Annotated in this window: 28 protein-coding genes and 1 pseudogene; 9 read left to right on the forward strand and 20 right to left on the reverse strand. The window is 49.6% G+C overall.

Annotated features, from left to right (window positions below):
• Positions 1-178 precede the first annotated feature (178 nt).
• From CRG49_RS02475 to CRG49_RS02500, 10 genes are read right to left on the reverse strand one after another with little or no spacing between them, the layout of a single operon-like run.
• Entirely contained in the window at positions 179-1,345 is a 1,167-nt protein-coding gene (locus CRG49_RS02475; RefSeq protein ID WP_095502615.1) for a nucleotide sugar dehydrogenase, read from the reverse strand.
• A gap of 11 nt (positions 1,346-1,356) precedes the next feature.
• Positions 1,357-1,800 (reverse strand): hypothetical protein, encoded by a 444-nt coding sequence (locus CRG49_RS13255; protein WP_100563017.1) that lies wholly within the window; start codon positions 1,798-1,800, stop codon positions 1,357-1,359.
• Between the two features lie 34 nt (positions 1,801-1,834).
• A complete protein-coding gene (locus CRG49_RS02480; RefSeq protein ID WP_198515137.1) occupies positions 1,835-3,658 on the reverse strand; it encodes a phosphotransferase in 1,824 nt (607 codons plus the stop codon).
• Between the two features lie 15 nt (positions 3,659-3,673).
• Positions 3,674-3,910, reverse strand: coding sequence for a hypothetical protein (locus CRG49_RS13260; protein ID WP_198515138.1), 237 nt, complete (start codon positions 3,908-3,910; stop codon positions 3,674-3,676).
• Positions 3,862-4,509, reverse strand: coding sequence for an ABC transporter ATP-binding protein (locus CRG49_RS13265; protein WP_198515139.1), 648 nt, complete (start codon positions 4,507-4,509; stop codon positions 3,862-3,864). Before CRG49_RS13265 ends, CRG49_RS13260 begins: the two co-directional genes overlap by 49 nt.
• Positions 4,431-5,621 carry an ABC transporter ATP-binding protein gene (locus CRG49_RS13270; protein WP_198515140.1) on the reverse strand — a complete coding sequence of 397 codons (1,191 nt, stop codon included), beginning with the start codon at positions 5,619-5,621 and terminating at the stop codon, positions 4,431-4,433. The genes CRG49_RS13265 and CRG49_RS13270 overlap by 79 nt, the downstream gene beginning before the upstream one ends.
• Before the next feature lie 19 nt (positions 5,622-5,640).
• A complete protein-coding gene (locus CRG49_RS02490) occupies positions 5,641-6,363 on the reverse strand; it encodes a glycosyltransferase family 4 protein (RefSeq protein WP_229436981.1) in 723 nt (240 codons plus the stop codon).
• Positions 6,314-6,829 (reverse strand): glycosyltransferase family 4 protein, encoded by a 516-nt coding sequence (locus CRG49_RS13465; RefSeq protein WP_229436874.1) that lies wholly within the window; start codon positions 6,827-6,829, stop codon positions 6,314-6,316. The genes CRG49_RS02490 and CRG49_RS13465 overlap by 50 nt, the downstream gene beginning before the upstream one ends.
• A gap of 11 nt (positions 6,830-6,840) precedes the next feature.
• Positions 6,841-8,079: a glycosyltransferase family 4 protein gene (locus CRG49_RS02495; RefSeq protein WP_095502614.1), complete on the reverse strand. Its 1,239-nt coding sequence runs from the start codon at positions 8,077-8,079 to the stop codon at positions 6,841-6,843.
• A gap of 32 nt (positions 8,080-8,111) precedes the next feature.
• The gene (locus CRG49_RS02500) at positions 8,112-9,290 is read right to left on the reverse strand and encodes a glycosyltransferase family protein (RefSeq protein ID WP_198515142.1); all 1,179 of its coding nucleotides are present in this window, start codon (positions 9,288-9,290) and stop codon (positions 8,112-8,114) included.
• A gap of 466 nt (positions 9,291-9,756) precedes the next feature.
• Between CRG49_RS02500 and CRG49_RS02505 the strand changes: the two genes are divergently transcribed.
• Positions 9,757-10,884, forward strand: coding sequence for a porin (locus CRG49_RS02505; RefSeq protein WP_095502612.1), 1,128 nt, complete (start codon positions 9,757-9,759; stop codon positions 10,882-10,884).
• Positions 10,885-11,117: 233 nt separating this feature from the next.
• Here the strand turns inward: CRG49_RS02505 and arsB are convergent, their stop codons facing one another.
• From arsB to CRG49_RS02535, 6 genes and pseudogenes are all read right to left on the reverse strand, one after another.
• A complete protein-coding gene (gene arsB / locus CRG49_RS02510; RefSeq protein ID WP_095502611.1) occupies positions 11,118-12,131 on the reverse strand; it encodes an ACR3 family arsenite efflux transporter in 1,014 nt (337 codons plus the stop codon).
• Positions 12,132-12,194: 63 nt separating this feature from the next.
• Positions 12,195-12,541 (reverse strand): annotated as a pseudogene (locus tag CRG49_RS02515) (hypothetical protein).
• A gap of 191 nt (positions 12,542-12,732) precedes the next feature.
• Entirely contained in the window at positions 12,733-13,179 is a 447-nt protein-coding gene (gene smpB / locus CRG49_RS02520) for an SsrA-binding protein SmpB (RefSeq protein WP_095502610.1), read from the reverse strand.
• A 96-nt stretch (positions 13,180-13,275) separates the two neighbouring features.
• Positions 13,276-13,497 (reverse strand): DUF1653 domain-containing protein, encoded by a 222-nt coding sequence (locus tag CRG49_RS02525; RefSeq protein WP_095502609.1) that lies wholly within the window; start codon positions 13,495-13,497, stop codon positions 13,276-13,278.
• Positions 13,494-13,736, reverse strand: a complete 243-nt coding sequence (locus tag CRG49_RS02530; protein WP_232727244.1) for a branched-chain amino acid ABC transporter — start codon at positions 13,734-13,736, stop codon at positions 13,494-13,496. The genes CRG49_RS02525 and CRG49_RS02530 overlap by 4 nt, the downstream gene beginning before the upstream one ends.
• Before the next feature lie 27 nt (positions 13,737-13,763).
• A complete protein-coding gene (locus tag CRG49_RS02535; protein WP_016687461.1) occupies positions 13,764-13,967 on the reverse strand; it encodes a cold-shock protein in 204 nt (67 codons plus the stop codon).
• Positions 13,968-14,272: 305 nt separating this feature from the next.
• Here CRG49_RS02535 and clpS point away from each other — a divergent pair, with 305 nt between their 5' ends.
• From clpS to CRG49_RS02560, 4 genes are all read left to right on the forward strand, one after another.
• Positions 14,273-14,584, forward strand: a complete 312-nt coding sequence (gene clpS, locus CRG49_RS02545) for an ATP-dependent Clp protease adapter ClpS (protein WP_095502607.1) — start codon at positions 14,273-14,275, stop codon at positions 14,582-14,584.
• 3 nt (positions 14,585-14,587) lie between these two features.
• On the forward strand, positions 14,588-16,873 hold the full coding sequence (clpA, locus tag CRG49_RS02550) for an ATP-dependent Clp protease ATP-binding subunit ClpA (RefSeq protein ID WP_095502606.1): 2,286 nt from the start codon (positions 14,588-14,590) through the stop codon (positions 16,871-16,873).
• Between the two features lie 268 nt (positions 16,874-17,141).
• Positions 17,142-17,633: a DUF4189 domain-containing protein gene (locus CRG49_RS02555; protein WP_095502634.1), complete on the forward strand. Its 492-nt coding sequence runs from the start codon at positions 17,142-17,144 to the stop codon at positions 17,631-17,633.
• A gap of 100 nt (positions 17,634-17,733) precedes the next feature.
• Complete coding sequence (locus CRG49_RS02560; protein WP_095502605.1) at positions 17,734-18,219, forward strand: DUF4189 domain-containing protein; 486 nt, start codon at positions 17,734-17,736, stop codon at positions 18,217-18,219.
• A gap of 107 nt (positions 18,220-18,326) precedes the next feature.
• Here the strand turns inward: CRG49_RS02560 and CRG49_RS02565 are convergent, their stop codons facing one another.
• Positions 18,327-18,764 carry a YiiD C-terminal domain-containing protein gene (locus CRG49_RS02565; RefSeq protein ID WP_095502604.1) on the reverse strand — a complete coding sequence of 146 codons (438 nt, stop codon included), beginning with the start codon at positions 18,762-18,764 and terminating at the stop codon, positions 18,327-18,329.
• Positions 18,765-18,910: 146 nt separating this feature from the next.
• Here CRG49_RS02565 and CRG49_RS02570 point away from each other — a divergent pair, with 146 nt between their 5' ends.
• Complete coding sequence (locus tag CRG49_RS02570) at positions 18,911-19,300, forward strand: hypothetical protein (RefSeq protein WP_095502603.1); 390 nt, start codon at positions 18,911-18,913, stop codon at positions 19,298-19,300.
• Between the two features lie 41 nt (positions 19,301-19,341).
• On the opposite strand, the gene CRG49_RS02575 is transcribed toward CRG49_RS02570, so the two are convergent.
• From CRG49_RS02575 to CRG49_RS02585, 3 genes are all read right to left on the reverse strand, one after another.
• A complete protein-coding gene (locus CRG49_RS02575; RefSeq protein ID WP_095502602.1) occupies positions 19,342-20,205 on the reverse strand; it encodes a pirin family protein in 864 nt (287 codons plus the stop codon).
• Positions 20,206-20,356: 151 nt separating this feature from the next.
• Positions 20,357-21,019 carry an NAD(P)H-dependent oxidoreductase gene (locus tag CRG49_RS02580; protein ID WP_095502601.1) on the reverse strand — a complete coding sequence of 221 codons (663 nt, stop codon included), beginning with the start codon at positions 21,017-21,019 and terminating at the stop codon, positions 20,357-20,359.
• 102 nt (positions 21,020-21,121) lie between these two features.
• Entirely contained in the window at positions 21,122-21,991 is an 870-nt protein-coding gene (locus CRG49_RS02585; RefSeq protein WP_095502600.1) for a LysR family transcriptional regulator, read from the reverse strand.
• Positions 21,992-22,095: 104 nt separating this feature from the next.
• Here CRG49_RS02585 and CRG49_RS02590 point away from each other — a divergent pair, with 104 nt between their 5' ends.
• The 3 genes from CRG49_RS02590 to CRG49_RS02600 all read left to right on the forward strand — a co-directional run bounded on the left by CRG49_RS02590 (position 22,096) and on the right by CRG49_RS02600 (position 24,563).
• The gene (locus CRG49_RS02590) at positions 22,096-22,770 is read left to right on the forward strand and encodes a nitroreductase (protein WP_095502599.1); all 675 of its coding nucleotides are present in this window, start codon (positions 22,096-22,098) and stop codon (positions 22,768-22,770) included.
• 129 nt (positions 22,771-22,899) lie between these two features.
• Positions 22,900-23,313 (forward strand): MarR family winged helix-turn-helix transcriptional regulator, encoded by a 414-nt coding sequence (locus CRG49_RS02595; protein WP_095502598.1) that lies wholly within the window; start codon positions 22,900-22,902, stop codon positions 23,311-23,313.
• 122 nt (positions 23,314-23,435) lie between these two features.
• Complete coding sequence (locus CRG49_RS02600; protein WP_095502597.1) at positions 23,436-24,563, forward strand: NADH-dependent flavin oxidoreductase; 1,128 nt, start codon at positions 23,436-23,438, stop codon at positions 24,561-24,563.
• Positions 24,564-24,701 lie beyond the last annotated feature (138 nt).

Consider the following 24,701-nt stretch of genomic DNA (forward strand, 5'->3'; position numbering starts at 1 on the left):
AATGCGGCGCAATAAAAGGCCGTCTGAAAAATGGCGATATTGTACCAGTTTCAGACGGCCTTTGCATAAGCAAATCGATGGTGAATAGATGAATTGCAATACGGTTTGAAAACTTTTCAGACGGCCTTGATGAGATGAAATAGGCCGTCTGAAAGTAATTTAGATTCAAGTGCCTGCTTTATAAATCGCTGCCTTTCAAATCACGTGTGTACACTTTGTCGGCGACATTTTCCAAGTTTTCATGCAGGCGGTTGGCCAAGATGATGTCGGTGCGTTTTTTGAATTCGTCTAAATCCTGCACCACTTCTGAGCCGAAGAAATCGCTGTCGTGGTATTCGGGTTCGTACACAATCACCGGTACGCCGTGTTCTTTGATGCGTTTCATCACACCTTGAATGCTGGAGCTGCGGAAATTGTCGGAACCGGATTTCATCGTCAGGCGGTAAATGCCGACGGTGGACGGTTGGTGGCGCAATACGTCTTCGGCAATGAAGCCTTTGCGTGTGCGGTTAGATTCGACAATCGCTGTAATCAGGTTTTGCGGAATGTTTTGGTAATTGGCCAGCAATTGCTTGGTGTCTTTCGGCAAACAGTAGCCGCCGTAGCCGAACGACGGATTATTGTAATGCGTCCCGATGCGCGGGTCGGCAGGTACGCCGTCGATGATGTCGGCGGTGTTGAGGTCGAAGGTGGCGGCAAACGAATCCAGTTCGTTGAAAAAGGCCACGCGCAAAGCCAAGTAAGTATTGGAAAACAGTTTAATTGATTCGGCTTCGGTCGGATTAGTCAAAATAATGGGCGTATCCGGCTTCAGGCTGCAATCGCGCAAGGCTTCGGCAAATTTTTGCGCTGCTTCACCGGTGTCACCCATGACGATGCGCGACGGGTAAAGATTGTCGTATAAGGCTTTGCTTTCACGCAAAAATTCTGGTGAGAAAATGATGCGGTCGGTTTGGAACTGCGCGCGCATTTTGTTGACAAAGCCAACTGGAATGGTGGATTTGATGATGTGGCCGTGGCTGTTGGCTGCCAAAGCGGTGGTCAACACGGATTCGACCGAGCCGGTATCGAAATAGTCGGTTTCGGGATTGTAGTCGGTGGGGGGGGCGACCACGATGTAATCGGCATCGGCATATACGGCAGACGCATCGGTGGTGGCGTGCAGCGTGAGCGTGCGTTCGGCCAAATATACGCTGATTTCATCGTCTTGAATCGGCGAGATTTTTTGGTTAATCAAATCCACGCGCTCTTGGTTGACATCCAAAAGCGTGACGTTGTGTTGTTGAGCAAATAAAACGGCGTTGGATAGGCCGACATAGCCTGCGCCGACAACGGTAATTTTCATGGTATTTCTCGTTATGGTTGTTTGAGGTGGGTATTCAGGCGGCTTTCACACAGCAGCAGCTCGGTGGTATGGCTGCGTTCGTCGAACAAAGTGCTGATGCGGATATGGCGCGCCAATGTTAATGTTGTATATGCTTCCACGGTGTTTGCGACTTGTGGGTTGTAGGTTAGAAATTGCCGTCTGAACGCGCTTTCGTGGGCGCACAATGCATCGGTTTTGCCATAGCGGCGCAAGGCCAGCTCTTGAATATGGGCAAGATAATTGCCGGCATCCAATGCGCCATCGCCGCGGCAGGCCAAATCTAAATCCAGCAGCACCATGCGGCCGGGTGTGCCGTAGGGCTCGAGGATTTGGTCTTGGTAAAAATCGCGGTGTAAGGTTTCAGACGGCCTTTCGGGCAGCGAATCAATCAATGCTTTGCACTGCGTGGCAACTTTGGCAATGCGTTCGGCCAAATGCGGCAGCTTGGTTTACGCTTCGGTTAAGGCTTTATTGAGCCCCCCATTCGTCTGCCGGTTGCCAGCAAGGCAAATCCAAATCGTTACCCACACCGCTTTGATGCAAGGCAACCAAGGCATTGGCAGCGGCTCTGCCTAAAAAGGCCAAGCGGCGGTTTTCCTGATACAGCAGCGCGCTGATGGTTTGGCCGTCGATGCGGCTTTGAAACCAAGTGTTTAATTCAGGCAATAAGCCCAACACTTCCGACACACCGGTTTCAGACGGCCTGTTAAAGCCTTTTTGCCACAAGGCTTGTTGAATGCGTGGCGAGCGTTTGTCCAAGCCTTTGGTGCGGTATTTGCCGATAAAACGCCGATTGCCGTGTTGTTTAGGCAAGGCGTATTCCACCAAAGCGCGGCGGCCGAGTTTGTGATGGCGCAAACTGGCAGAAGCAAGGTGTTCTGCGGCACCGATAATGCCGGCTTGTTGCAGCAGCGGCTGCATTTTTGCGGTATCGAGCAAATCGGCGATGATTGTGTCTTGCACCGAATCGTTGGCGAGCGCAGGGGCAGGCGCAGAAACGGTCTGCTCCGCATCCAGCAGGGCTTGTGCGCGTTGCAGGATTTGCAGGGTGTATTGATCCCAATGCGGACTGCGTTTACGAAACGGCTCGGCGGCCAAGCGCAAGAGTGCCGACGCGGTAAACAGGCGCAAGCCGGCTTCATCGATTTCTTGTTTTTTGCGATAACTGTGCAATAGGCCGTCTGAAAGGCGGTTGGCTTCATGGCGTGTTACCGAACCTTCAATCAGCTGCAATTCCAATCGGGCAATGAAGCTTGCCAAATCCAATAGCGGATGGCCTTGCGCAGAACGATCCCAGTCGAGAATGTGCAGCTTGATTTCGCCGCTTTTTCTGGTGCGGCGAATCACTTGGTCGAGCGAAAAATCACCGTGGATTAACGTGGCTTGTTCCGGTAAATGGGTCAGGCCGCAGGTAATACGGTTTTGCAGCGTTTCAAACCAATCGATGCATTCGGGCAGAATGTGGCGGAAGGTATTGGCTACGCCGTTCACCGAGCGGATTTTGTCAGCCAGCGTATAGCGAGTAGGGTGTTGATAGCTGGTGCTGTGGATGCGCGCCAGCTTTTTACCTAATTCCGCAATAAGCTGATCATCAGGCGCATGGCCTTCTTCCGGACACAAGCTGTCGCCTTTCTGCCAGCGAGTGGCTAAGGTGCAACTGGTGCCGTCGGCGCCGGTCAACACCACACCGCCGTGTGAGACGCCGAAGGCATTACCAATCAACATTTTGCTGAATTCGTCAGGTGTGCTGCTGCGCAAGATGGCCACAGGCACATCGCCGTAGCTGACTTTGGCCACTAAGCGGCACTCGGGTTTGTAGCGCAGAATATTGACTTTGGGTTTCCCTGTTTCAAAAGCAGGCAGCGAGCAGGCTTTGAGCATGCGACGTAGGGCGCTGCTGGAAACCAACCAATCCATTTTGCCGATGGGGCGGTCGTGTATCGGGTGTAGTAGCATGATGCAAAATTCAGGCAACGCTACTGGCGCATAAGCGCCGCCTTTTTTCACCGGCTTTTGGCGGGAAGGTTTGTTCCATGATTCTTCGAAACGCTTGGGCGTCAGGGCCTTGGCGTAATAATGCACACAAGAGCCGTCGCCCAATTCAATATACAAAGTGCTTGCGCAGCTATTGCCGGGTTTGTAACGCAGATATTGAATCTCTACTTTGACGGCATGCTGGAAAGGCTCAAGAGTTTTGAGCTTTTCCAATAGCAATTCCGTATCCAGCAATGCAACCAGCCCGGGTAGGCAGTTGTCGCGCGATACAATCCGTTTATCAGCTTCAATCAGCATGATGGTCCTTCTGGTTTAACTAATCTGCATTTTCCACCAGCCGGCATAATGGCCGCCGAGGGCAAGCAGTTGTTCATGGCTGCCTTGTTCCACGACCACGCCTTTTTCAATGAAGATAATGCGGTCGGTGGTGGCGGCAAACGCCAAGTCGTGGGTAATCACAATCGTGGTGCGTGATTTCATCAATTTATGCAGCGCATTGATCACATGGCTTTCGCTTTCACGATCAAGGCCGACGGTTGGCTCATCCAACACCAATATCGTGCTGCGCTGCGGTTGATGGCCGCGCGTGCAATGGCGATGCGTTGGCCGCCTGAAAGCGAACCGCCGCGCTCACTCAATACCGTGTCGTAACCTTCAGGCATGGCCATGATGAAATCGTGCGCATTGGCCATTTTGGCAGCGGCGATGATTTCTTCGTCTTTAACGTCGCCGCTGTTGTGTAACGCACCCAAAGCAATGTTGTCGCGCACACTCAGGCCAAACAGCAGATTGTCTTGCGGCACCACGGCAATGTGTTTGCGCATGCTGGCGATGGTGTAATTGCGGATGTCTTGCCCATCGATACGCACCGCACCGCTTTTCGGCTCATACAAACGAAGCAGTAAGCTGGTCAACGTGGTTTTGCCCGAGCCGGAAGGGTCGACAATCGCCACGCTTTCACCAGAAAGAATGTGGAAGTTCACGTCTTCCAGCACAGCCGTTTCGCTTTGGCCGGGATCTTGGTAGGTAAAGCGCACATGGTCAAAATGGATTTGACCACGGGTATGGGTTAAATCTTCTGCACCCGGTTTGTCGGTAATGTCTGACTGCTGATCCAGCAAATCGACAATGCGCTCACCCGCCGCCAAGGCTTTTGATAAACGTGCGGTGTATTTGGCGTATTCGCGTACCGACGGAACGAATTATTGAGATACGACATAAACACAATCAGTTCGCCCGGTGACATCAGGTTTTTCAAAACCGAATTAGCGCCGTAAAACAACACAAAAGCAGTCACAAACGCCACCAAAATATCGACGCGGCGCTCCAAACCGGCGGCCAGCTCTTTGGATTTAACTTCCTGCTTGTGGCTTTGGCTGTTGTTGCCTTCAAAGCTGCGGATGGTTTCGTCTTCTAGCGACAGCGATTGAATGGTGCGGATAGAGGCAAAATATTCCGAGGCTTTGGAGGCCAGATTGCCTTCTTTTTTACGCTGTTCGCGGCTGACTTGGTGAATACGTTTACCGGAACGTTTGGTCGTCAGCCATAGCAGCGGCAGCGATGCAATCGCAAACAGGGTCAGCTTCCAATCCAAATACAGCATCACGGCGAGCATGCCGCTCAATACGAAAATATTCACCAACATCGGCATCAGTGCCGTCACCACTGCTTCGCGCAGCATGCCCACATCGCTGACCAAGCGCATGGTCAAATCGCCGTTTTTCGCTTTTGAGTGAAAACGCATCGACAAACCGAGCAAATGTGCAAATAAATCGCTGCGCACTTTGGCCAAAATGCGGCTACCCGCCAGCGATAAGCCGATGGTACTGAAATAGCTGCCGGCTGCCATCAACAGCGCAATCAGAATCACGGCCAAGCCGCAGTCTAAAAGCAGGTATTGCGTGTCGATGGATTCCAGCGTCATGCCGAACATCACGTTTTCGACTTGGATATTATTGACCGCCGTTTCATTGGCAACACCATCGTCGATTTTATCGACGTGTTCGACCACCGACACCAAAATATGGTCAACCGCAAACGCCAACGGCAAAGGTTTGAGCAGGCGCACAAAAGTTGCTGTCAGCAGGGCAAGCAGCGAACCGGCAATCAGCCAGCGCTCGGGGCGGATGTAGGCTCGGAAGCGGTAAGCGACTTTCCACCACGAGCTATTGGCCAAACTGCCGGCCGCATCGCTCGGTATTTTCTTGCGCCACCAGCTGAAACGGCGCGGTTTGTCTTGCTGATTATTGTTGTTTTTCATTGATATCAGTCTTGTGGGGTTATGCGTTTTTCAGACGGCCTGTGGCAGCGGCAATGTCTAAAATTTCGTTTACCACCGCCAGCCAACTGTGTGACTGTTCGGCGGTCAGTCGGGCGGTGTGGCCGAGCTGTTGCAAGCGTTCAGGCTGGTTGAGCAAATCATGCAAACATTGCGCCATGGCTTCAGGGTTTTCCGCTTCGACCAACACCCCATTAAGGCCGTCTGAAACCACGCTTTCCAAATGGCCGACACGTGTGGCCACCACCGGAATACCGGCGGCCATGTATTCGTAAATTTTCAATGGCGAGAAATAGAAGTGTTCCATGTGCGGATAAGGCGCGACGGCGATGTCCATTTTGCCCAACCATTGCGGCACTTCATCGGGCTGCACCGCGCCACTGAAGGTCACGCCGTCTGAAAGGCCGAGGCTGTCGATGCGGTTTTTCATCGATTCATATTCAGGGCCGTCGCCGACAATCAGCAGGTCGGCTTGCGGTTTTTGCGCGCGCAACAAAGCCCACGCTTCCACCAGAGTTGCCAAGCCGTGCCATGGTTTGAGTGTGCCTAAAAAGCTGATGGTGGCAGGCGAATCACTGTTCAGACGGCCTAAACGTTCGGTATTTGCCGCAGCGGCAGGGGCGAAGCGCTCTAAAGACACGCCGTTGGCCACCACATGCACGCGACCTTGGGCTTTAGGAAAGGTTTCTAAATATTGTTTCACACCCGGCGATACTGCAAGCATGGCATCGGCATCGGCAAACACCGATTCGGCAATGGCTTGCGCTTCGTTTTCCAAAGGCAATTCGCGGTGTTTCTTCTGCTCTTCGATTAAAGGTGCGTTCACTTCCAAAATGCCCACGCAGCCGTGTTTTTTTGGCAAACTGCATACCGGCATTGCTCCACAAAGAATAACGCTCGTACACCATATCAAAAGGCGCTTCTGCTTCCAGCATGGCAACCAGTTTGGCATTGGCATCCAAGGCGGCGCGGGCACGGATTTTGGCGGAATCTTTCGGTAATTTATCCAAGCGGCGGATGGTGATGTTTTTCAATTCTTCCGGCACATCGCCGTCTAAGCGTTGCGCGAACAGGGTTACATCCAGTCCTTTTTGCAACATGCCTTTAATCACTTCCTGAACATGCACGGAAGCGCCTTTGGTGCCGAAAACGGGAATGCCGGGGTCGGCACAAATATAGGCTACTCTCATGTTTTGCTCCCTTATTTGGCGGCAGATTGTTGGGCAACGGCATCGGCAAACAATGCGCGTAATTTGGCCGCGTTGCGGTCTTCGTCGTATTCTTGCTCGATGAGCTGGCGGCCGTTTTGTGCCAAAGTGCGGCACAAATCATGGCCATCCAGCAAGCGCTGCATGGCTTCGGCCAAGGCTTGCGGATCGCGTTCTGGTACGCATGAACCGGTGTGGCCGTCTGAAACCAATTCCGGAATACCGGCCACTTGCGTTGAAATCACCGGTGTGCCCAAAGCCATGGATTCGAGCAACACGGTTGGTAAACCGTCGCGGTCGCCATCTTCGCTGATGACGCAAGGTGCAACCATCATATTGGCACCTTTTACCATGCTAATAATATCTGGTTGCGGCATAGGGCCAACCATAGTCACCACATCGCCCAAGCCTAAGGTTTCGATTTGCTCGGCCAAAGGAGCTTGCAATGGGCCGCCACCAATCAAGGTGCAGCGGAATGCGACATTTTGTTTTTTAAGCAAAGCCAAGGCATCCAGCAAAACATCAAAACCTTTTTTCGGTACCAAGCGGCCGACGGCGACAATGTGGCGTTCGCGTGAAGCAAATTCGGTATAAGGGAATTTGTCTAAATCTATGCCGTTGTAAACGCGCACGGCTTTAGCAGCATCTTCGCCGTATTGTTCGCGCAGATAGGCCAAGTTGTAATCGGATACAGTTACCGTCGCAGCGGCATCGCGCATTTTTTTATCCAGCTCGACAGATTCAGCATATTGGAAATAAATGTCCTTGGCGTGGGCGGTAAAGGTGTAGCTGATGCCGGCAAAAATAGCGGCTTGTCGGGCGACGGTGGTGGCTTGCGTGCCGAAGTGGGCATGCAGATGTTGAATACCGCGTTTTTTGATTTGTAAAGCCAACATAATGCTTTGCGCCAATTCATGCACATTGCAGCTGACATCGGCTACATGCTTGCCAAAGTCGGGCAACTCTTTAAAGGCCGTCTGAAACAATTGCCATACTGCATCGGGTTTGTGTTGTTTGTTGCTGTAACGGGTAACCGGCGCGCGCACTTTGGAAATGCCGTCTTGGAAATGGGTTTCTTCCACAGGGCCCAAGGCAAAAATATCGATTTTCAAGTTTTCGCGTTCATGCGCCAAAATTTCATTCACGACAAAAGTTTCAGAAAAGCGCGGGTAGCGTTTCAAAACGTAGCCGACGTAAAGGGGAGCGGTAGCGTGTTCAGTATGCGTATTCATGAGGTTTCGCTTATCAATAGTGATGTTAAAAATTAATGGTTTTCGAGAATGGTGCCAATTTCAGCTGTCACACGGTCAAGGCCGTCGAAGCGCAGGCTGGTGCGGGCCTCGGCTTGCGGTTTGGTCGATTGCATAAAGGCACTCAGCGCATCAGGGCTTAATTCATCAGGATGCAGGCATTCGATGATGCCGTTTTTTGCCAGGCGCGAAGCGCGTATCCATTGCTCGGTGCGCGGTTTAATGCGCGGTACAATCAGGGCGCGTTTGTTGAACGACAGGATTTCGGTGGTGGTGTTGTAGCCGCCCATCGAAATAATGCATTCCGCTTCACGCATGATTTTCAAAGGCTCAGGCACAAAATCGACCACTTTGATGTCTTGCAGCGGCCGCTCTTTGGCCATGGCATGCAGTTGGACGCGTTGCTCTTCTGGCATCAATGCGCCGGTAATCAACAGCCCGCGCCAATTTGCAGGCAGGGTAGATTGCATAAAGGCATGCGCCACTTCAAAACCATCTTGCCCGCCGCCCAGAGCGCACAAAGCAAACGGGCTTTCGATTTCAGAAGCACCGACGCGCAGGCCGCGAACTTCCATGCGGCGGCTTTGATCGAGATAACCGACATAACGCAGTTTGTCGACAATATCGGGCGCAATTTGGTATTCATCGGCGAAGTTGTAGAGATTCGGGTCGCCATACACCCAAATACTGGAAAAATACAGACGGATGATTTCGATGTTTTGCAGCTTTTTCCATTGAGCGCGTACGGCTTCCGGTTCATCAATGATGTCGCGCACGCCCAATACGATGTGCGTGCCGCGGCTGGCCAGCTCGGGGAGAATGTTGTCCAGCTCGTTCATCGCACCGCGTGGCACGTTGTCCACCACCATGATGTCGGGTTTGAAGGCTTCTAAAGCTGCGTGAATGATGTTTTTGCGGATATGGGTCAGACGCTTGACGCTTTTGCCCAGCGAGCGTGGAATGTATTCACCCTTCACCGTTTTGAAATAAGTCGGCAGGGTCACACTATCGGCGTCTTTAGGCAGCTTGAATGCGCCGGATTCGCGTACGCCGGAAATTAATAAAACTTCGGCATCGGGATACGCTTCCAAGGCAGATTGCGCCAGCAGAATATTGCGGCGGATGTGTCCTAAGCCCATTGTGTCGTGTGAATAAAAGGCTATGCGGGGGGAGGTTTTACGGTCTCTTGCCATGTTGAATCATTACTTCAGTTGTGGGGTAAAATTGCCGGCAAATGCGCCGGCAGTATGGTGAAATGCTTGAAAAGGGCGCTAATGTAGCATTAACGGCAAATATCGACCATTTCGATAATTTACGGATTGGTTTGTTTTTCTTAACATTTATGCTATTGCGAGCAACTTGATATTGGCACAGGGCAGCAATCAAAACATGGCTGGCATTAGTCAAACCAGCGTTGCGTATATGGTTTGCATAAACTTTATTGCGCTCGGCATTGTTAAAAGAAAGTAAGACGTAAATATAATTTTTCTTTTCTTAGCAAAACTAAAAATAAAACAGGAAATGATTAAGGTAAATCGTTAAATTAACTACAGGTATTGTTTATTTGTTTAAGTTTGGGTATTTCTTTGTCAATAAAACACAGATAGACTTGCGGCAATTTAACCAGATAGCCAACCTATTTTTAAAGGAATCTCAACCATGAATAAAACGGCACTGACGTTTTTATTATCTGCCGCCATCGCTTTACCGGCCGGCGCGGCAACGGTATTCGAAAGCGATGAAACCGGCACCAAAATCGATTTTGTCGGCTCTGCTCGTATCAAATGGGAAACCACAGCCGATAAAGAAACCGATGTTCGCAAAGGCGAGGTCACCAAAGAAAGTAAAAATCATCCGATTACCAACAATGGCTCACGTTTCGGCTTTAAAGCCAAACAGTCGCTGGGTCATGACGATCTTTATGCTTTAGGCCGTGTGGAATGGCGCTTCCGCGGTAAAGACAGTAACGGTGTCGACCGCCCATCTAACCATGATTTTGACCATATCTACACCCGCCAACTATACGGCGGAATCGGTCATAAACGCTATGGTGAACTGACATACGGTAATCAAACAGTGATTACTGATGATGTGAAGCAAACCGACTTGGCCAACACTTTGAGCCTAAGTGATGGCTTGTTGGCATCAGGTGCGCGCCGCTCAGTTCAATATAAATATGAAAACAAAGAGCAAGGCATTAAAACCGGCGTATTTTATGGTGGCCGTAGCCCGCGTGGTAATGATGGCTTGAGTGAAACACGTAAAGATATTATTGGTGCCGGCTTGGTGAAAACATTTGAAGTCAATGATGGTGACGAATGGAATGTTGGTTTAGGTGCAACTCGCGAGCACTATCGCCAAGAAGAGCCGGTAGACTATGTTCGCACCGCTTATGCGTTCGGTACGGCGTACACATTTGACGACACCACCGTTGGTATCGACATCGAACGTCGTATTCGCAAAGATGAAGAAGAAGCGGGCTATAAACGCACCAATAATGAAATCCGCACGGCGATTTACCACAAATTAACCAGTGATTGGCGCGCTTACGGTATGTATGCTTACAAGACTGAAAAACGTGACCAAGTGTCTTCTTCTGACCGCAAAGAGAAACAGCATCAGTTTATGGTCGGCACGGAATATTATCTGATTCCAAAAGGCGAATTGATTGATGTGAAGACATTTGCCGAAGTGCAAACCACACGTTCTAAGCAATATCGCAATGGTGAATTACGCAGCAAAGAACGCAATTACACCACCGTAGTCGGTTTGCGTGCTTCTTGGTAAATCCTGTTTGATGGGACAAATGGAAAGGCCGTCTGAAATGTTCAGACGGCCTTTGTCGTAAATAGGCAGCAAATATATTGCTTGAGACCGTTGCAAAATCCCTATCTTTGGTACATTTCTTCGTTGTGCGCTGCTCGAAAGCTTGCCTATCTTCATGATATGTCTGCGCTTTCTGTGCTGCTACAACTTTGAACTGTACTCAAATCTAGGGTTTTGCAAACGTCTCTGCTTGATTAGGCTGCTGGTGATCGATTGCGGCGGTTAATCCAGGCCACTAACGACAGCATCACCGGCACTTCTACCAACACGCCGACCACGGTGGCCAATGCGGCGCCGGAGTGCAGGCCGAATAAAGAGATGGCAACCGCAACAGCCAATTCAAAGAAATTGCTGGTGCCAATCAGGCAAGCGGGGGCGGCGATTTCATGCGGCAGGTTCAGGCGCTTGGCAACCCAATGACCGAGAAAGAAAATGCCGTAGGTTTGCACCAGCAACGGAATGGCAATCAGCACAATGATAAACGGCTGGCTTAAGATGGTTTGCGCTTGAAAAGCAAACAACAGCACCACAGTCAGTAATAAGCCGAAAATCGAAAAAGGCTTAAGTTTGGCGGTGAACGAGCCAACTGAAAGGCGTTTTCCCAGCAGTATTTTACGCGTGATTAATCCGGCCAAAAGCGGCAGTAATACATATAAAATCGTGCTGTACACCAAGGTTTGCCAAGGAATGCTGATGTCGCTCACGCCCAATAAAAATCCGGCAATCGGTGCGAAGGCAAAAATCATGATGATGTCGTTGACCGAGACTTGCACCAGCGTGTAATTCGGATCGCCTTTAACCAATTGCGACCACACAAAAACCATCGCTGTGCAGGGCGCGACACCGAGCAAAATCATGCCGGCGATGTATTCTTGTGCCGACTGCGGATCAACCCAAGGCGCAAACAGCCAGCGGAAAAACAGCCAGCCGATAAGCGCCATGGTAAATGGTTTCACCAGCCAATTGACCACGACCGTCATCAGCAGACCTTTCGGTTTTTGCCCGGCATCTTTGATGGCCGACCAATCGATTTGAATCATCATCGGATAAATCATCAGCCAAATCAACACGGCGACGGGTAAGTTGATGTGCGCCACTTCCATTAAGGCAATGTATTGTATGGCTTGCGGAAAGAGGGTGCCGATGATGACGCCGGCGACAATGGCGAGCGCCACCCAAATACTGAGAAATCGTTCGAAAATACCCATGTTTATCTAAAAATCATTAGTGGTTAGCAAAGAAAAAGGTCGAGTGATTCTCGGCCTTTCGGTTTAGTGTGACAAACGGTCGGGATGCTTGGGCATTTTATACGGAATCATGCTGCTGCGCGAGAGCAACAACAGGCAGCCCAGCACCATCATGCCTAAGGCAATTAGTGGCGAATAGGCAAACCAGTATTCAGTGCGCAAATAAATGGCTGCACCAATATACATCAAAATCGGGCCGGAAATAATCGATTGCTTGTTGATGCCATCCATGATCATCACGGCCAATCCGGCTACACCTAAGCCGATGGCAATCAGGGTGGCGGTGGCGGGCAGGATGCCGGTGGTTTTTAAAACCAAACCGCGCCAAACAGAATTAAAAACAAAGGCAGGGCAAGTGAGGCTTGTCGCATGGTGTTTTCCTTCGCAGGATAATGAGTTTTCAGACGGCATTATTATTGTGGCAGAAGCGCATCTTGAAAAGCGGATAAAGTGCAATCTTGCGTGTTTTTGAGAAAGGATTGAGGCGGAATATGTAAAACGCTATCCGCTGCAAATATTTCAGACGGCCTTGAAACGATGTTCAAAGGCCGTCTGAAAAATATTAACGCGTTACTTTCATCAAACGCTGTTTTTCACGCTTCCAATCGGCTTCTTTCAGGCTTTGGCGTTTGTCGTGTTGTTTTTTACCTTTAGCCAAGCCGATTTCCATTTTGATGCGGCCGCGGTTGTAATGCAGATTGAGCGGCACAATGGTGTAACCGGCGCGTTCGGTTTTGCCGATAAGCTTGTTAATCTCGGCTTGATTGAGCAGTAATTTACGCGGACGCACCGGATCGGGTTTGACGTGGGTCGAAGCGGTCGGCAAGGCAGTGACGTGGCAGCCAACCAGATAAAACGCGTCTTTTTTCCAGTAGATATAGCTTTCTTCGAGCTGCACACGACCAGCGCGGATGGCTTTTACTTCCCATCCTTCCAGCACCAAACCGGCTTCGATTTGGTCTTCAATAAAGTAATCGTGAAAGGCTTTTTTATTATTGGCAATACTCATAATGCTGATTCTTGATAGGTTTTCAGACGGCCTATTTTATCAGGCCGTCTGAAAAAGGGAAATAATAGGTCAAAGGCTTTGAGGCCGTCTGAAAATTTAAAACGCTTTCACGAGGGCAAAACGTGCCACCGTTTCGCCGTTGAATTCAACGGTTTCGGCAAACATGGCGGCAGGGCGCACCCATAAACCGAATTCGCCGTATAAAGCGCGGTAAACCACCAATTCTTCTTCGGTTTCGCTGTGGTGGGCAAGGCCGGTGACTTCGTACAGATTGCCTTTGTAATGGCGGTAAATGCCTGCAGGAATAGAATGTTTCATGATTGGATATGGCCCTGGTAAAAAAGGTTGATGTTGGCGATGTCTTGGGTGTGCTGCGGTTTTAAATCGATTTTTAAATCCGCCAGCTTGATTAACAGGCGGTCTTCTGCTTCTGCAACAGCACAGGAAACTTCGCCTTGGCTGCGAAAATGTGCAATTAACTCATCGAGTTGCTTTAATGCACGTTGATAATCGTCCATGTCGTACCCACAATAAAAAATGGCGGGAAATCCCGCCATCACATTACGGCTGACGCCGCGCACTCATTAAGCAGCTTGAATGTTAGCAGCTTGTTTGCCTTTAGGGCCGGTGGTCACTTCGAAAGACACGCGTTGGCCTTCTTTCAGGGTTTTGAAACCATCCATGTTGATCGCAGAGAAGTGAGCGAACAAATCTTCGCCACCTTCATCTGGAGTGATGAAACCAAAACCTTTAGCGTCGTTGAACCATTTTACGATACCGGTTGCCATTGAGAACTTCCTATACTTAAAAATTTAACAAAAACAGCAAATAAGGCAATACGTCAAACCAAAAAGTTTCAAGTTTCTCCCTAAAAACAATATGCTTCTTCGAGTGCCGACTCTGCTTAACCGTCTTTTTACATTCGTTAATGTCTGTAGTCAAGTAATGTTTGGGAAAAAGCCAAAAATTTATTAAAATAGTACAAAATACAACAGAAATGACCCGTTTTTTATTTATTAAGCATAGATTTGCGCATGGTGCGTGATATTGTGCTAAGCCCAGTTTAAAAACGGTTTTGGAGCCATATATATACATGAGCAATAGCCATACTCATCACGAATCGGAAACATTAATAAATGACCGACAAACCCAGCCGCCGAAACGTTACGGCGTTTTCCTGTTAAACGACGATTACACGACCATGGATTTTGTGGTGGCGGTGTTGACTGAAATTTTCATGTTGAGCGAAGAACAAGCCGTCGCGGTGATGCTGCTGGTTCATCATGAGGGCAAGGGCTTGTGTGGCACATACACACGCGACATTGCCCAAACCAAACAGCAGCAAGTCATGCAGCGAGCCAAGGCAGAAGGCCATCCGCTGCAATGTATCGTTGAGGAGGTTTAATCCATGCTGTCATCAGAATTAGAACGCATTTTGCAAGTGCTTTATACCGAAGCACGCGGCGAACACTATGAATTCATCAGCCTAGAGCATTTATTGCTGGTGTTGATTGATGAAAACGAAGCTGTCAGAAACACGCTGGCCGAGTGTGGCGCCGATTTAAAATTATTGTCCGACCAGCTCACCGACAGTGTGACCGAAAACACGCCGCAGATTCCCGAGCATTTGTTGGACAACACCGAAACGCAACCGACTTTAGGCTTTCAGCGCGTGATCCAACGTGCCATGGTGCACACCCAATCGGCAGGCAAAAGCGAAGTTTCGCCGCTGGACTTGCTGGTGGCGCTCATGAGCGAGAGCGACAGCCATGCCGTGTATTTCCTGAAACTGCAATCCGTGAGCCGTTTTGAAATTTTGCGCAGCATTGCGCATGGCGGTTTGAATGCCGCCGCGCAAGAATCTTTAGACGGCCAAGATGCCGAAGCAGGCGAGCAGGGAGAAGAAAAAGGTAATCCGTTGGCCAAATACTGCGTGAATTTGAATGACGAAGTGAATGCCGGCCGCATCGATCCGCTCATCGGCCGCAAACATGAAATGGAACGCTTGGTGCAGATTTTGTGCCGCCGCCGCAAAAACAATCCTTTGCTGGTGGGCGAAGCCGGTGTCGGCAAAACCGCCTTGGCAGAAGGTTTGGCGCATCAGATTGTCAACGGCAACGTGCCGGAAACGCTGCAAAATGCCGTGGTGTATTCACTGGACATGGGCGCATTGCTGGCCGGTACCAAATACCGCGGCGACTTTGAAGCGCGCGTGAAAGCCGTGTTAAAACAATTGGAAAAAGTTGAACACGCCATTTTGTTTATCGATGAAATTCACACCATTATCGGCGCGGGCAGCACCAGCGGCGGTACGATGGATGCGTCCAACCTGCTCAAACCGGCATTGGCCAAAGGCCTGTTGCGTTGCATTGGTGCGACCACTTACGACGAATACCGTACCATTTTCGACAAAGACCATGCCTTGAGCCGCCGTTTCCAAAAAATCGATATTGTCGAGCCGACCGTGGACGAAACCGTGCAAATCCTGCGCGGCTTGAAACCGATGTTTGAAAGCTTCCACCAAGTGCGCTACACCCAAGGCGCGTTGGAAGCCGCTGCCGAGCTTTCCGCACGCTACATCAACGAGCGTTTTCTGCCGGACAAAGCCATCGATGTGATGGACGAAGCCGGTGCGGCGCAACGTATTCTGCCGAAATCCAAGCAGAAAAAAGTCATCGGCAAAGCGCAAATTGAATCGGTGATTGCCAAAGTTGCCCGCATTCCGGAGAAAACGGTGTCGCATGATGACAAACAAGTGCTGCAATTCTTGGCGCGTGATTTGAAAAACATGGTTTACGGCCAAGACGATGCCATCGAAGCCTTGGTCGCTGCCGTGAAAATGTCGCGCTCCGGTTTGGGCTTGCCTGACAAACCGATTGGCAGCTTCCTGTTTTCCGGCCCGACAGGTGTGGGCAAAACCGAAGTCGCCCGTCAATTGGCCTTCTCGCTGGGTGTGCCGCTGCAACGCTTTGATATGTCGGAATACATGGAACGCCATGCCGTGTCGCGCTTAATCGGTGCGCCGCCGGGCTATGTCGGCTTTGATCAAGGCGGCTTGCTGACTGAAGCCGTGAATAAGCAACCGCATTGCGTGCTGCTGTTGGACGAAATTGAAAAAGCGCATCCCGATATTTTCAACGTGTTGCTGCAAGTGATGGACGCCGGTCGCTTGACCGACAACAACGGCAAAAGCGCCGATTTCCGCAACGTCATTCTGATTATGACCACTAATGCCGGTGCCGAAAGCTTGAGCCGTCCGACCTTCGGCTTTACCAGCAAACGTGAGCGTGGTGATGAAATGCAGGCCATCAACAAGATGTTTACGCCTGAATTCCGCAACCGCTTGGATGCGATTATTCCATTTGCGCCGTTGTCTGAACCGATTATCATCAAAGTGGTGGACAAATTCCTGCTGCAATTGGAGCATCAGCTGCTCGACAAAAAGGTCGAAGCCGAATTCACACCGGCATTGCGCCGATACTTGGCTGAAAAAGGATTTGATCCGCAAATGGGCGCGCGCCCGATGCACCGCCTGATTCAGGAAAAAATCCGCAAAGCCTTGGCTGATGAGTTGCTATTTGGCAAATTGGCAGATGGCGGCTACGTCAAAATCGACTGGAACCGCGAGAAAGGTGAAGTAGTGTTGAAGTTTCAAAAAGGTGCAGCCAAGAAAAAAACGCAAGAGGCCGTCTGAAAAAGATTGCTGAGCGGGATTGAAAAGCGGTGAATACTCAGGCCGTCTGAAACAGGGATAATCCGTTTCAGACGGCCTGAGACCTTTGTAAAATCCCCATCTTTGGCACTTTTCTTCGTTATGCGCTGCTCGAAAGCTTGCCTATCTTCATGATATGTCTGCGCTTTCTGTGCTGATATAACTTCGAACTGTATTCAAACCTGGGTTTTTGCAAAGGTCTGACTCTTTCATTATATAATTTAAGCTTAGGCAAATATTGTTGATTAATATGATGAAAATCTTGTTTTCCCTATTTATTTTTTCATGCACACCATTGCTTTATGCTACGGATACTCATGGTTATATTGCATTTTGGCAACACCCCGAGCAAACAGAAATTGTGACCGTGACCAAAACCACTGCGGAGAATGCAAGCGCGGAAGAAGCAAAAGCAGAATTAGATGCATTTTGCCAAGCGCAAGACCGTTTGTGGAATGTGAATACGCAAACAGCAAGCGGTTGCCGGAGCGTGACCGCATTGAATAACTCTTGTGCGGCAGCAGCATGGCCGCGTGCGCAAGGATTATTGAAACATGAAAATGTAGTGGTGGCGCAAAATCCGGCGTTTAGTAAGGTGGCGGCACAGGCTTTGCAACAATGCCGTCTGAAATACGGCAGCGAAGGCGAATGTGCGCTTGAAACCGTATTTTGCACATCTTCAGATGCTTATGCTAAGAAAGGGCGCTTGGCTGAAATGTTGCATAAATTCAAGTTAAAATAAATGAAAATGGTTTGAAAATACATCATCTGAGCCCATAATCACTTTCAAACTGATATTTGTTTTATAATTAAATCTGAATTTAAAATCATCGAGAATCACCATGAAGAAAATTCTCTCAGCATTGCTATTGAGCAGCTTGGCTGCTACTGCTGCGGCAGCCGATACCTACGGCTATTTGGCTTTTTGGCAAAATCCAAGCGACAGCAGCGATGTGTTGCATATCAAAACCACACGCGAAAACCTGAACCAGCTTGATGCCAGCAACGAATTGGCTGCTTATTGTCGTGGACAGGATGCGTTGGCCGGTGTCCAAAAAGATCAAGCTACCGGCTGCCAATCGGTGATGCCTTTGCAAAATACCTGTGTTGCCGTGGCTTATCCGCGTGCGCATAACCGCATGACCACCGAAAATGTGGTGGTCATCAGTTCGCCTTTGTTTAAAAACATCCACCAAACAGCGATTACCCAATGCAGCAAGAAATTCGGCACCGAAGGGCAATGCGCTATTGAAGCTTCATATTGCACGTCAAGCGATTATTACGGCGGTGCGATGAAAACTTTATGGAGCAGAATCAAGTCTTTGTAATCCATAAAATAATTTAGGCCGTCTGAAATCTTAAAGATTTCAGACGGCCTAAATTATTTGAAATAGAGATTAAGCAAGAAAGCGTTTAAATAAGGGGAAAATCCTTTTTAATCCTTCAACGCCACAAATTTACCGACAAACACCGCAGCCAGCTCGCCTTCTGAAAATACGTCAATTTCCAATACCACTTTGCTTTTGCCGCGTTTGGCAAACATATCATTCATGTGCTGCCAGCTTTCGGCGGCAACGGGGCGGGTTTGGATGGTTAAATCGCCGCGGGCAGGGCGCAGGTATTGGGTTTCGCCTTGTTGAATCACGATATTACCGGCCGCTTCGGGCAGATGGCTGTGTACCAATGCCCAGCCGCAGGTGGTCGCACCTAAGGCGATGGAGCCGCCGAATGCGGTGTTTTTATGGTTGCGGTTGGGGATGTGTGGCATGGTGAGGACGACATGTTCGCGATCGGCTTCCTGCACTTGAATCTGAAGCGCGGCGGTGGCGGGGATGTGGGTGTGCAAAAATGCTTGTAATAATTGTGATGTCATGATTGGATTGCCTTACGGTTTGGTATAGAATTTCATGATTAATTAGATTGAAAGATTCAATCTTTAAATAGGTCGCCTGATAACGGAATGTGATGATGTTTCAAATGACGGCGGACATAAAATAAAACAAGCTTCGGAGTCAAATAATGCGGACTTTTTTCGGCGTGTGTTTGTTGGTCATCGGCGGCTGGGTGTTGACGCTTTTGGATATGTTGCTGTTTTTTGATATTTTGGCAGAAATCCGTGGCATGTTGTTTGGCATTTTGGCTTTGTCTGCGCTGGTGTTGATTGGTTTGGGCGTGTTGGCGATGAAGGCGCGGCGTTATTATGTGCTGGGTATGACGCTGTTGCTGTCGTCTTTGGTGATGTGGGCAACGGTTATCGGTTTTGGCATGATTGATTCACACCCGCACTGGAGCCGCTATCTTCCGACGGATTTTACCGAATCATTCAGCAATCTTTCGCTGGCGTTTGCGTGGCTGCTGTTGAAAACCGTGGTCGGATTCGGCTTAGTGTGGCGCTATCGTAAAGCCTAATATTTTCAAGGCCGTCTGAATCGTTCAGACGGCCTTGTTGACTAATCAAGCAAACCAAATTCACCGGCTTTAAACGCGCGGATTTTTTCCAAGATTCCTTCGCGCGTGTTCATCACAAACGGACCGTAGCCGACCACCGGCTCATCAATCGGCACACCACCGAATAAGGCCAGCTTCACATCTTCGTCTTGTGCCTGCAAAGTGATTTTGCCGCTTTCGATTTCAAATGTCACCAATTCGGTCGGCTTAACCATGCGCCCATTCACCGACACATTGCCACGCAAGCTTACCAGCATCACGTTGTGATTGGCGGGTAAGTCAAATTCGGCACAGCCTTGGGCGGGCAGGTCAATCGTCCATAAATTGATTTCGCTGAACGTACGCGCCGCGCCTTTTACGCCGTTGAGTTCGCCCGCAATCACGTTCACTTTGGCATCGTCTTGCGGTACCACCGGAATCTTTTCCTTAGGTAAGGCTTGGTATTCGGGGGCAACTTCTTTAAACTCGCGCGGCAGGTTGACCCAAAACTGCAATTCTTCCAGTACACCGCCGCATTCGCTAAAATCTTTGCTGTGAAATTCTTCGTGCACAATACCACGGCCGGCGGTCATCCATTGCACATCGCCTTCGCGGATAATGCCGCCGCCGCCCGAGCTGTCGCGGTGTGCCACTTCGCCTTGCAGCGCGACGGTGACGGTTTCAAAACCGGCATGCGGATGGCTGCCCACGCCGCGCGGTGCACCGAAGTTGGGAGAAAATTCGGTGGGCACGCCGTAATCGAGCATAAGAAACGGGCTGGTCTGTTTGCTGACTTCGTCCATGTGGGAAAACAGCGGCGACACGTGAAAACCATCGCCCACCCAATGTTTCGGCGGCGCTTGGTAGATTTGTCGAATGGTGCGCATGGTGTTCCTTGGTTTTATTTAAATGATAAAGTGATTATAAGGGCTATTTTAAAGAAAACAATCCGGTTATACGAAACGATTGCTTTCTTTAAAAGAAACAAAAGGCCTTCTGAAACCAATTGTTTCAGACGGCCTTAAATAAATATTTGGATTATTTCACCCAAGTCACCAATTCATCGAGCGGACGGCGGAATTTGTGGGTAATCTCTTTGGCGCGGTAGCCAAATGTACACGCCACGGAAACGCCCCATTCTTCGGGATCAAACAGGCCTTCTTCAACCAAAATACGGTTGACTTCCTTATAATCCAAGCCTTCTACCGGACAAGAATCAATGCCGATTAAGGCCGCGCCGGTCATCATATTGGCCAAGGCGATGTAGGTTTGTTTGCCGGTCCAGTCAAACAGGGCGCGTTCGCTGCCGTAGATTTCAATGTCGTGTTTTTGGAAATTTTCATAAATGGCCACGCTTTTGGCCATTTGCTCATCGGTCAGGCCGCGTTTTTCCAAACCGGCGCGCAGGAAATCGGAATCATAAGTGGCGTTTTTCTTCGCCAAATACACCACCAAATGGCTGCATGCATCCAATTGTCGCGCCATGCCCCAGCTGAAGGGCTTGAGTTTTTCACGCAATTCGGGGTTTTGAATCACCAGAAATTTCCACGGTTCAGAGCCGACCGAGCTTGGCGACAAACGAGCAAGCTCCAACAGATAATTAAAATCTTCATCGCTGATTTTGCGCTCGGGATCGTAATAGCGGCAGGCGGAGCGGAAGGTGAAAGCGTCTAATACTTGTTCTTTAGTGATACCAAACATATTGATTCCTTTACGGGTTTGGAAGTTGAGAAAATTGTTTTCATATTATAGACCTATCTAGGCCGTCTGAAAAAGCATCTCAAAAAGATTGTTGTGTAAAGTTCAGACGGCCTCAAGCTGCTGCCCGACAAATTCCACAAACGCCCGCACAATGCTGGAAGGATAGCGGTGCGCCGCGTAAATCATCGAAATGTCGTAGCGCGGGAAATCCACATCAGCCAAAACTTCCACCAAACCATGCTGCGCGATCAACCGATTGGCCGAATAATCCGCCAAATGGCATACCGCTTTGCCCACGATGGCCATATATTCCAAGGCTGAGCTTTCATTGCAGGCAAACACATAAGGCACAAAATGCACCTGTTTGCCCACCATCACTTTAAGCGTGTTTTCGCCATTGCGCGCCCAACCGGCTACGGGCAAAGCGGCCAATTCGGTCAAATTTTGCGGTGTACCGAATTTGGCCAATAAATCTGGGTGCGCCACCCACTTGGCGCCGACTGACAATACTTTTTTGGCAATAAAATTGTCGCCGTGCAATTCGCCCATGCGGAAAGCCACGTCAATGCCGTCTGCCGTCATATCCAGCACGCGGTCAGTCATGGTGCAATGCACTTGAATCAACGGAAACTGCGCTTGAAATGCCGCGATCCAAGCCAGCACCGGCGTGCAATCGGGTGGGGCGGAAATGCGCAATAAACCTTTCAGACGGCCTTGTTCGGCAAACAAGACTTGCTCGGCGTTAACCAAATTATCCATGCTGACATACACCTGCTCATACAGCCGTTGCCCCGCCATGGTCGGCTTCACGCCTGATTTGAAGCGGTCAAACAATTGGATATTCAGTGATTTTTCTAGCTCGCTGATTTGGCGGCTGATGGTGGCAATTGGTACGCCTAATTTTTCTGAGGTTTTCGACAAGCTGCCGTCTTGCACAACGGCAACGAATAAACGTAGGGCATTGAGATTCATAAAATTTCCGTTTATGGAAGGTAGGTTTCCATTTTAGTGGCTTCTTATTTTGTTTTCAACAAAATAAACTGAACGCCATTGCATTGTTCAATCAAGAGAACGCCATGTTAGATTTTGAAACCACCGTCAAAACCCGTCAGTCTATCCGTAAATTTTTGCCGACCGAGATGACCGAAGCGGAAATCAAACAAATTCTTGCTGATGCGCAAAATGCGCCATCTGCCTGCAATACCCAGCCTTGGTTGGTGCATATTGCTTCGGGCGAAACCTTGCAGCGCTTGCATAAAATCATCGGCGAGCGATTCCGCGAGGGCAAATTCAGCCCGGATTTTGAGTTTGATCAAAGCAAATTTACCGGCATTTATGAGCCACGCTGGCGTAATCAATATGCGCACGTGTTCACGACCAGCTTCGGTGTGCCGCGTGAAGACAAAGCCGGCCGCCAGCCGGTGATCGAGCAAAACATCACCGGCTACGGCGCGGCGCACATGGCGTTTTTGTTTATGCCGAGCGTGGATAATCATGATGTCAACATCGCTGCCGACATGGGCATGTATTCGCAAACCTTTTTACTGTCGCTGACCGCGCGTGGCTTTGGCGGCATTCCGATGTTGTTTTTAGGTTTGTTTGCCGATGATATCCGCCGTGAATTGGGCGTATCCGATGAATATAAATTGCTGCACGGCATTGCCTTCGGTTATCCGGATTGGGAAGCGCAACAAAACAAAACCCATTTAGGCCGCGTGCCGATTGAAGAGAGCGCAGTATTGCATTGGTAAGCGTTAGGCAGGCCGTCTGAAACGTTCAGACGGCCTTTATCATGGTCGCTATGGTTATCTTTAGAAAATTAAATTTTGAACAATATAATGATGTGATAGAATTGTCTTTATTTCATCTAGATAACTGCCATGTACGAGCAACTCAAGCTTTCAAACCAATTGTGTTTTCCGCTTTATGCCTTATCCAAAGAAATCACCCGCCGCTATACGCCTTTTCTGCAAGCGCTGGATTTGACCTATCCGCAATATCTGGTCATGCTGGTGTTGTGGGAACACGGCGAACAAAGCGTGGGCGAGTTGGGCGAAAAGCTGCATCTCGACAGCGGCACACTCACGCCACTGCTCAAACGTTTGCAAGCCAAAGAATTGGTCGAGCGCACGCGCAGCATTGAAGACGAACGCAGCGTCATCATTCGCCTGACCAACAGCGGCAGAGCCTTAGAGCATCAAGCAGTAGAGATTCCCGGAAAAATGGGCACATGCCTGAATTTATCGGCTGACGAAATTGCATTGTTGCGCAAAATTGCGACGCAATCTGTGTAACCATCGAAATCAACTATCTAATCATGGCAAACCATGATTTTGGTTTTATTATTAAATTGTAAAAAATATAATTTTACAAAATTATTAAATTGGCACTCAATCAACGTAGCACAGAGGTATTTATGACTGATTTATTCACCCCTTACCCCTTAAACAACGGCGTAACCATCAAAAACCGATTAGTAGTCGCGCCGATGACGCATTTTGCATCCAATTCTGACGGCACATTGGGCGAGCAGGAAGAGCGATTTGTCGGCAACCGCGCCGGCGACATCGGCATGTTTATCACTGCCGCAACCTTGGTGGCGAAAAACGGCAAAGCGTTTGCCGGCCAGCCTGAAGCCATTGACGAACGTCATCTGGCAGGCTTGAAACAGCTTGCGCAAACCTTGCAAAATCAAGGTGCCAAAGCGATTTTGCAAATTCATCACGGCGGTAAAGAAGCAGTCAAAGACTTGCTCGACGGCCAAGCATTGATTGCGCCGTCCGACCATGAGCCAAGCGGTGCCAAAGCAGCGACGGAAGATGAAGTTTTATCGTTGATTCAAGCATTTGCCAATGCCACAGAATTGGCTATTTTGGCCGGATTTGACGGCGTGGAAATTCATGGTGCCAACGGCTATTTGATTCAGCAGTTTTTCTCGGGCGAATTCAATAAACGCGACGATGCTTGGGGAGGCAGCCTTGAAAAACGCTTAAAATTCCCATTGGCGGTGGTCAATGCCGTGGTAAATGTGCGTGAAAAAAATCAAAAGCCCGACTTCATCATCGGCTACCGTTTTTCACCGGAAGAGCCGGGCGAACACGGCTTGACCATGGCGGATACCTTCGCCCTGATTGATGCATTGTGCAACAAGCCCTTGCAATATCTGCATATTTCACTGTGGGAATTCAGCAAAAAAGCCCGCCGTGGCGCAGACACCAATCTCACCCGCATGGAGCTGGTTCACCGCCAAATCGCCGGCCGCCTACCTTTAATCGGCGTGGGCAACTTGCTCAGCGGCCAGCAAATCCGTGAAGCCTATGCCACAGGTTTTGCCGAATTTATCGCCTTGGGTAAAGCCGTGATGATGAATCCAAATATTGGCACGCTGCTGAAAAACGGCCAAGATGATCAAATTGTCAGCACGCTTGACCCGCAAAAAGCCGACCATTACGGCATCCCAGATATGCTGTGGGGCTTCTGCCAGCAAGGCGGCCAATGGCTGCCGCCTGTTCAAGGACAAGATTGGCAACCGGTGGATTTATAAATAGATTTTTGAATTCAATGTTTAAATAAAAGGCCCTTACATTCGCATTTCAAGTGCAACGCTCAAATGCCATTGGCAAGGGCTGCTGAAAACAGATCACCCGGTGTCTCATAGTCCAATGTCTTTCTCGGTCGGCGG

This window comes from Neisseria sp. N95_16 (genome assembly GCF_002551535.2).
In the GTDB taxonomy this organism is placed as follows: domain Bacteria; phylum Pseudomonadota; class Gammaproteobacteria; order Burkholderiales; family Neisseriaceae; genus Neisseria; species Neisseria brasiliensis.